Origin of the sequence: Ensifer sp. ZNC0028, from assembly GCF_000799055.1 — a bacterium.
Classification (GTDB): domain Bacteria; phylum Pseudomonadota; class Alphaproteobacteria; order Rhizobiales; family Rhizobiaceae; genus Ensifer.
Genome location: NZ_JTLA01000082.1, coordinates 35,522 through 43,816, shown reverse-complemented (window position 1 = coordinate 43,816; position 8,295 = coordinate 35,522). Strand labels below are relative to the sequence as shown.

At 59.2% G+C, this 8,295-nt stretch carries 3 protein-coding genes and 2 pseudogenes; 4 read left to right on the top strand and 1 reads right to left on the bottom strand.

Annotated features, from left to right (window positions below; all coding sequences use genetic code 11):
* Positions 1-417, top strand: a pseudogene (locus L981_RS35625) (LysR family substrate-binding domain-containing protein); the annotation flags it as partial.
* Between the two features lie 245 nt (positions 418-662).
* On the opposite strand, the gene L981_RS35915 reads toward L981_RS35625, so the two are convergent.
* Positions 663-4,289 (bottom strand): IPT/TIG domain-containing protein, encoded by a 3,627-nt coding sequence (locus L981_RS35915; protein ID WP_197067165.1) that lies wholly within the window; start codon positions 4,287-4,289, stop codon positions 663-665.
* Positions 4,290-4,676: 387 nt separating this feature from the next.
* Between L981_RS35915 and L981_RS19045 the strand changes: the two genes are divergently transcribed.
* The 3 genes and pseudogenes from L981_RS19045 to L981_RS19035 form a co-directional block, all read left to right on the top strand.
* On the top strand, positions 4,677-6,737 hold the full coding sequence (locus tag L981_RS19045; RefSeq protein ID WP_043619675.1) for a sensor histidine kinase: 2,061 nt from the start codon (positions 4,677-4,679) through the stop codon (positions 6,735-6,737).
* A 168-nt stretch (positions 6,738-6,905) separates the two neighbouring features.
* Positions 6,906-7,691: a response regulator transcription factor gene (locus L981_RS19040; protein WP_043619673.1), complete on the top strand. Its 786-nt coding sequence runs from the start codon at positions 6,906-6,908 to the stop codon at positions 7,689-7,691.
* Positions 7,646-7,935, top strand: a pseudogene (locus L981_RS19035) (LysR substrate-binding domain-containing protein); the annotation flags it as partial. The gene L981_RS19040 and the pseudogene L981_RS19035, both read left to right, overlap by 46 nt.
* Positions 7,936-8,295: the final 360 nt, after the last annotated feature.

The following is an 8,295-nucleotide window of genomic DNA, read 5'->3' as shown; positions in this document are numbered from 1 at the left end:
GCTTCTTCTCGATCGCGCATGAGCGCTATCTGCTGGCGGTCGAAAAAAGGAGCCCGCTTGCGCTTCGAAGCGAGATCGACATCGAGGATTTGAGAGGAGAGAAGATCATCGCCTTTTCCCGCCAGAACCTCTCCTATTCGGAGCGCTATTTTTCCGAGATGTTCGAGACCCATGGTCTGACCGGCAACATAGCTGTGATGACACCTTCTCGCTTGTGTCGCTGGTCTCCGCGGGCCTTGGCATCGGCTTTGCGCCGGAATGGACGAAGGATCTGCCGAACCGGGGTTCGAGCTTCGGCCCGTGCGCGGCGTCGATCTGAAGATCGGGCTTGGGGTCGCCTGGAACAAGGAAGACCCAACGGCCTCGCGCGACGACATCATCGATATTGCCCGGTCGCTGGCGCGACCGAGCAGGTGAGGGAGCACCCTTCAGATTCCACCATATTGCGCAAGCCATGCGCGATGTTGTCAAAACGAGCAGCCACGCAGGTGCTTAGGCTGGGTTCACGACCACGACTTTGCAGCCAGGCCTGTGCCTCGGCTGGTGGAGCGCATCAGGCATCCCTTCGATGTGTGATGGTTGTGCAGATCGGCGGCAATGCTGTGCCGGAGGGGGCACAGCATTGGGGGTGATTATATGAGAAAGCGCTCGCTCTGGATGAACTAGAATTGTCGAGCAGCTCCGATTTTTCCACCAATCGATCGGCTACCGTCGCCTTCGAAGTTGAGAAGGAGGCCCGCGTCCAGTGCCCAAAGGTCGGCAGTTTGTATCGACAGGCCGGTCCTCACAGTGCCGAAGGCGCCTGCGCCATCGAGGCCCGAGAAACCTCCCGTCAAGCCGAGCGCCGGCGTCATCGTCGAACCGTTCTCAAGTGTGAAAGATCGGGCGATCTCCGCGCCGAGGCTGATACGCAGCTGTTCCTCGTCAAATCCGCTGATACCAATTGCATCGCCTGCATCATTGCTGATGGTGTAGTCCTCGACCTTCTCGATAAAGTAAACAGCTCTCATCTTCGGCGTCAGGACGGTGTCGTTGCCGAGGTTCCACTGCCCTTCGAGCGAGGTGTCAGCCAGCCAGCGCTGCGTGTCGAATGTCCCTTCCCACAGTGGCATGTCGACGGTGTTGGAGGAACCGCCATAGAGCAGATTGGCATTCCAGAAAACACCCGAGCCGATCTCTAGCGAGGTATAAGGCCCGAAAAGCCAGCCATTGCCCTTCAGTTCGGCGTTCTCGTCGGTTGGGTCGGTCATATGGTCATAGTGGAAAGACAGCCCGAGCAGGGCCCGCTCGTTGAGCAGGTAATCCGCCCCCAGATTAAGCATGGCAAAATTGCCCCATTTGCCACCGTTGGTGTCCCTGTCGTTGTGGGCGAGGATGACCCCGTCGATCCAGACGTTGAACGGCGATGCAGCACTGCCACGAAGGTGATCCGCGCTGTCGCGTGCCGACTCTATCTGCGCGAGGCTGGAGGAGAAGCTGACGTTCAAGCCGTCCTTTGATGGCGTCACGCGCGCGGTCACGGGATCGGTGCCCGTGCCCATCCTCCGGCGGTCCATCAGTCCGGGGACGTGAATGGTGGACGCGATCAGGTCTTGCCGCCTCTCTACGAAGCTCCGCACCAGTTGATTGGTGTCTTCAGCCACCTGTTCAACATTGTAGGCGACGTTGTAGGTCACGGTGCCTGTGTCGGAAATACCCTGGGCGTTGGTCAGCCTGAAACCGACGCGGACTTTTCCGGAATAGGCAGGATTGGGGGTGAACTGAAGATACCAGCCGACGGGTGCAGCAGGACCCACCTGGGCCAACTGACCTTGAATGATGCGGGCAGTCCCCGCATTCGAGGGTTCGACGAAGGTGGTGTCGGCCGCCACAAATGGGCCGCCGGTGGCGCCACGGTTCAGATAGGTGTCCGCAGGCGAGGTACCAGGTTCGACATCGATAACTTTGTCGGTGACGGTGACGGATCGAGGCCTTACCGCCAGAGTGTAGCGCACCGAACCCGCAGCGCCGTCGCCATCCCGCACCTCAATGGAAAAGACGTATTCCTTGTCTTCAGCGTCGGGAGCCAAAGGACCAGTCAGTTCCCCCGTCGTGATGTTGAGCACCATTCCCTTCGGCAGGCTTCCAGAAGCGAGGCTGTAGGTCAGCAAGCCGGTTCCGCCACGTGCACTGATCGGTTGGCTGTAATCCTCGCCGACCATGGCTTGCTTTAGCGCCGCCCCCTCGCTTGGTGTGAACGCAAAATCGACCGGAGGTGCGGTGATCGTCATGGCATAGTTCACCGACGTTCTGACGTTGGTTGCATCGGTTACAGCGACTGTGAAGCTGTACTGCCCAGACGTGGTAGGAGTTCCGGAAATCGCGCCTGTCGTCGGATCGAGAACGAGACCGGCGGGGAGTGGCCCGGACAGGCTGAACGCGAACGGCGCTGTTCCGCCGGTCAGCGACAGAAGCTGGTTGTAGGAAACGCCGATCCTGGCGTCGGGCAGGGCTCCGCTTGCGGGCGTTATGACGACGGGCTCGGCCTGATACGTGTAGCCACCGGGAAGCGCAGCCGTGCCGCCCGGTGTAGTCACTGTAATGTCGGCAGATCCGGCGGCATGGGCGGGCGTTGTTACGGTGATTGAGGTCGCGCTGTTGATGGTGACGCCGGTTGCGCCAATCCCGCCGATGGTGACGCCGGTCGCACCTGTCAGGTTGGTGCCGGTCAGCGTAACGGAGGTTCCACCGGCCGTCGGGCCGGAGGCGGGTGAAATGCCGCTCAAGGTCGGAGCAGGCGCTTGGACGGTGATGCTGACGATTGCAGGTGCGGACGTGCCGTCGGCATTGGTGGCTGTATAGGTGAAGCTGTCAGCCCCATAGTAGCCGCTGTCGGGCGAATAGACGATCGACGTACCCGATGCGGTCGCCGTGCCATGGGCGGCTTGTGATGCAACCGCAACGGACGTTGCCACGCCGCCCGTGATGCTCAGAGTGACGGCATTGTTGGCCGAATTGGCGGCGACCGTTGCCGAGACTTGATTGGCGACCGGCAGCACCGGTGCCAAATAGCTGAAGCCACCGGTAAGCGTCGCCGTTCCACCCGGTGTCGAAACGACGACGTCGACGGATCCGGTGGCATGGGCCGGCGTTGTCGCGGTGATCGAGGTCGCGTTGTTGACAGTGACGCTGGTTGCCGGGACACCACCGAAGATGACGTCACTCGCGCCGGAGAAGTTGGTGCCGGTCAGTGTGACGGAAGTTCCGCCAGCCGTCGGGCCAGAGGCGGGCGAAATATTGCTCAAGGTCGGCAGGGGCGCCGCAATCGTAATGCTGACCGTCGCCGGGGCTGACGTGCCATCGGCGTTGGTTGCCGTATAGGTGAAGCTGTCAGTTCCGTAGTATCCAGCGGCGGGTGAATAGGCGATCGACGCGCCCGATGCAGTCGCAGTGCCATGGGCGGCTTGCGTTGCAACCGCAACGGATGTTGGCGTGCCACCGGTGATGCTCAGGGTGATCGGATTGTTGGCCGAGTTGGCGGCCACGGCGGCAGAGACCGCTTTGGCGACCGGCGGTGTCGGTGCGGCGTAGGAGAATGCGTTGGTAAGGGTCGCCGTGCCGCGGGGTGTGGTGACGACGACGTCAACGGTGCCAGAAGTATGGGCGGGGGTTGTCGCGGTGATGGAGGTCGCGCTGTTGACGGTGACGCCTGTTACAGCAGTTCCACCGATGGTGACCGCGGTGGCGCCGGTGAAGTTGGTGCCGGTCAGCGTGACGGAAGTTCCACCGGCCGTCGGGCCGGACGCGGGTGAGATGCCGCTCAAGGTCGGAGGTAGCGCCGGACCCGAGCAGACGATCGATACAGTGCTCAGATACGTCAAGGCTTTGATTTGGATGCTAAGGCCAGCAGTATTTAGTGCCGTGTGGCTGCCGGAGTGGGCTCCCGCCGAGCCGGTGAAGCTTGAATACCTGTAATATACGGTGCTGCTGTTGGCGTTGTTGAGCCTGATCTGCGCCGAGTTGATCTCAGGCACGGTTTTCGGATCCCCGCCATTATCGGTAAACGATATGGTCAGCGTTTCTCCGGCGTCAAATTCCGAAGCGGCGAATGTCTGAGAGTAGGAGGTGGTGCCACTCTTGCTGTTCAAGGCCATGCAGGCTGAAGACAGGGCATATGCCTGCGAAGCCGTCATCATAACTGCTACGGCCGACAGAGCTGAAAGAGCCGATGCCTTCGAATGCCATGATTGCCAAATTCTTGAAAATGAAGGGAGTTTTTGCAGGAAGGATTTGGCTTTGGTACCAATCATGTCTCTAAATATTCCGTCGAACCAGTGCTGTGAGCGGCATGCCTGCGGCAATCGCGAACGATCATAGTTTCGTTCCGGTTTCCCGAACAGGAAGCGGTTGGAACGGTTTGGAACGGTTTGGAACGAAAAATGTGCAGGCAGGGCAACACTCAGCGCGAATGAGCACTGAGATGGTTGCGCGACCCTTTTGACTGCAACCTTCGACCCATCCGCGACGCCTGCATCGCCCATGTATTGGGTGCATCCGCGCGATGTTCCGGAGTAATTGCCAGCGCAGGGTCCTCAAACCTTGACAAGACGATCATCGGAAGCGAGTGCAACCCGGCCATCTGCCCACCCTCCATCTGAGGAGCGATTGAACGGGCAGCGATGAGGTAGGCGAAGTTGATGTTTGTTCTGCGGGTCTTCTTGTCCGCTCTAGCAGTATTGGTCTTGAGCACTGCCGCCCTGCCAGCGCGCGACGGTGGCGACAGCATCCGGACCCTGGAAGTGCCTGTCGATCAATCCGAGCCGTTGTCGCTCGACGGTTTCGTCGAGGCAGCCCTGGTCCAGAATGAACAAACGACGCTCGAGGATATGCTGAGACAGCAATCCTTGTTCACACCGATCGTCGGCCACGACATCAATCTTGGTTTCGTTCGCACGACTGCCTGGATGAGATTCGCTCTGGTTTTGTCGCCTGAGGCTCAGCGGCAGCAGACAGTCTTCTTATCGATCACGCCGAACTTCACCGACGAGCTGGAAGCGTATGTCGCGCCGCGGACCCGGGACCTGAAAGCGCGAGATTTTGAGCGCCACCAGATGGGCGATCACGCGCCGCGCTCGCGCGCAAACCTCAGCGCGTCGGCGAACATACTTGGTCTCGAACTCGTTCCGGGACAGCCTACCGTCGTCTACATCAGGGCGCGCAATGTGGATGCCAGCCTCAACGTCTCCACGGTACTGCTTTATCCAAGCGACTACGAATATGGCGCGATCGTCCAGAACCTCATGCGAGGAGCATGGTTCGGAGGTATGGGCATCCTCCTCGTCATCCAGTTCTTCTTCTTCTATTTCGATAGAAAAAAGTTCTACATCATCCTTGCGATGGACATCCTGGCCGTCAGTTCGACGTATTTCGGCAGCCTCGGTCTGGCGAGGCTGTTGTTTTTTAGCGAAGGTGGTTTGGGCAACGACTACTTGACCAGCGCCTCGTCATGGTTTGGCCTGACTGCCGGCGCGCTGTCGATTGCCGGCATCCTGGAGCTCAGGCGCCGTTATCCTCTTGTCGCTCTTTACTTCTGGTTTGCGGCAGCCGCTGGGGCCATTGGCGTCATCTGCGTGTTTGCAGGTGTCAATCGCTACTTCGTGATTTTGGCGGGCCCGGTCATTCTGGTGCTCACCACGCTGGCAATGATTGTGGCGCTTCTGGATTTCCTCCGTTCGCGCGACGCACAACACGGCCTCAATCTGGCAGCATTTGGTCTATTATGGGCCGGTTTGATCGCAACCAATGGCCAGCGCTACGGTGTATTTCCCCTGCCGAGCTGGGTCGCGAGTTCCTATGCCGCAACAAGCATCATCCATTTCACTCTGTTGACGGGATCGTTGGCCGTCAGGCTTCGCAATGCGGAGGCTGCAGCAAGGGAGGCGGATCGCCGAGCGCTTGTGGCGGCAACGGTTGCAGAGGAACACGCCAACACCCTGGTTCGAGAAAGGACAAGGGAGCTCGAAGCGGCTAGACGAGTGGCGGAGAACGCCCTGTCTGCGGAGTTGCAGGCACAGGATCGACAGGTGCGCTTCATGGAAGTGATCTCGCATCAATATCGGACGCCTCTCGGCGTTATACGAACCAATCTGGAAAGCATCGGGCTTACCTTGCGGAAGGATGATGATCCCAATCGTCAAAGACTGGATCGGGCGCATCGAGGGGTCGCTCGATTGGTCGAGGTGCTAGAAGTCAATTTGACGCGAAGCAAGGTGCAAGGCGCAGCATATCAGCCAACATTCCTGGACATCAGCGTGGCAGAGTTCGTTGCGGCCATTTCCCGCAGCGCACGCGATCTCCTCCATGGGGCGAGCCTTATCGTCTCCATGACAAAGGAGGCGGAGGATGTACGAATTTCGGCAGACGGGGAGATGATCCGGCTGGCCGTCATCAATCTCCTTGAAAATGCGTTCAAGTACTCTGCGCCCGTCGGTTCGACGACGATTTGGCTGGATGTCTTCTGCGAGGCGGGCGAGGTTCACCTGCGGATCAGTGACCAAGGTATAGGCATAGGCGACGAACCACCAATGCATCTCACCGGCCATACGGTGCGCGGGGCCAATGCCGCTCACATCATCGGAAGCGGCGTGGGCTTATCACTCGTCAAACGGGCCACCGATGCGCATGGAGGCCGTTTCATACTCTCGACCAGGCAGGGAGGCGGAACCGAAGCGACGATCGCTCTGCCGTTCCTAACATAGGCTGGCGAGCGGAAGGCTCCAGAGTAGGCAAACTTAGGCCGGCGATGTCACATCCAGCCAAGGCTTTTGCAGTTTTAATGCCTTGTGCTCTGCATCCAATTGCGGTCGATCGAACAGCAGGCTAGGGATCTGGGGAGCGCTTTGCGGAGCACTCCTGCATTCAAATCGATGAATAAGCTATCCATGGCAGTCAAGAACTCTAGGCCCGTAACAGATCCTGTCAGGGTGATCCTGATCGAAGATGATTTCGACATGCGCCAGGGCCTTACGGATTTTCTCCGTCTCAACGCGTTTGCCGTGACGGCGGTTGGAAATGGCAAGGAGTTCGATCAGGCGTTTGGGACTGAAACCTTCGATGTCGCCGTCGTCGATGTAAACTTGCCGGACATCAATGGCTTTGAGCTTGCGCGGGTCATTTCCGAGACGACGAACGTCGGTATCATCATGTTAACTGCGCGCACCATGCGAGATGACAGGCTCAGAGGTTATGCCGAGGGAGCCAATCTGTATTTGACCAAGCCGGTCGATGGTGACGAGCTCGTCTATGCAATCAAGAACCTTGCAGGCCGGATCAAACAGTCGGTTACGTCGCCTGTGCAACGCGAGCATGGCCCAAATTGGGCTTATGACCGTGTTGCGCAGCGCTTGGTGTCGCCGCAAGGAACGGCGGTCACCCTGTCGGGACGAGAGGCAAGGTTGCTCCTAAAGCTGGCTGAGGAGCACGGAAAGGTCGTCTCGCGTACAGCGCTTGCGCATGCCATGGGATATCAAGACACGAGTTTGGAGAGCCGCAGCATTGATGCTGTCTTGCGGCGGTTACGGTCAAAGGCGCGCGACGCAGGCATGGAACTGCCCATTCACGTGGTTCATGCGTTGGGGTTTCATTTCGCCGGAGGTATCGAACTGTCTACTCCGAGCGGTATTTCTCCGCGATGTTCGAGACCCATGGTCTGACCGGCAACATCGCCTATAGCTGTGATGACACCTTCTCGCTTGTGTCGCTGATCTCCGCGGGCCTCGGCATCGGTTTTGCGCCGGAATGGACGAAGGATCTGCCGAACCGAGGTTTCGAGCTTCGGCCGGTGCGTGGCGTTGATCTCAAGATCGGGCTTGGGTTGCCTGGAACAAGGACGACCCGACTGCGTCGCGGAATGACATCATAGATATTGCCCGGTCGCTGGCGCGGCCAGGCAGGTGAGGAGCCAGCGCGGTTCATCACGCCAATTGCATCCCTCAAGCGGTTCTCACGGCTAAACCGCCCGAACCTTGACGCCGTGCTCCGCCGGGCGCTTCGGGTTAACGATATTTGATAGCCCACTTTCCACTCGCGCGAATGTGCGCCGAGTCAGTCTTCGAGATCGGGCAGCGTGCCGTAGCTGTTGTTGTATTTCCTGCCTGGGACGGGAAACGTGAACTTAAGAGCCGACCAAACCTCGTTGACGCTGAGGGCGGTGCTCTCGACCAGACCGTGCTGATATCCAATCCGTATCACTTCGCGGATGTTCAGATCTGTGCCCTTCTTCCCACCCTTTGGCCAGGACACCCAAAGCCGCCCTTT

Bases quoted from the DNA above. Each gene is read 5' to 3' on its own strand.
- L981_RS19045 (WP_043619675.1), top strand. From the start codon at position 4,677: ATGTTTGTTCTGCGGGTCTTCTTGTCCGCTCTAGCAGTATTGGTCTTG.
- L981_RS35915 (WP_197067165.1), bottom strand. From the start codon at position 4,289: ATGATTGGTACCAAAGCCAAATCCTTCCTGCAAAAACTCCCTTCATTT.
- L981_RS19040 (WP_043619673.1), top strand. From the start codon at position 6,906: ATGAATAAGCTATCCATGGCAGTCAAGAACTCTAGGCCCGTAACAGAT.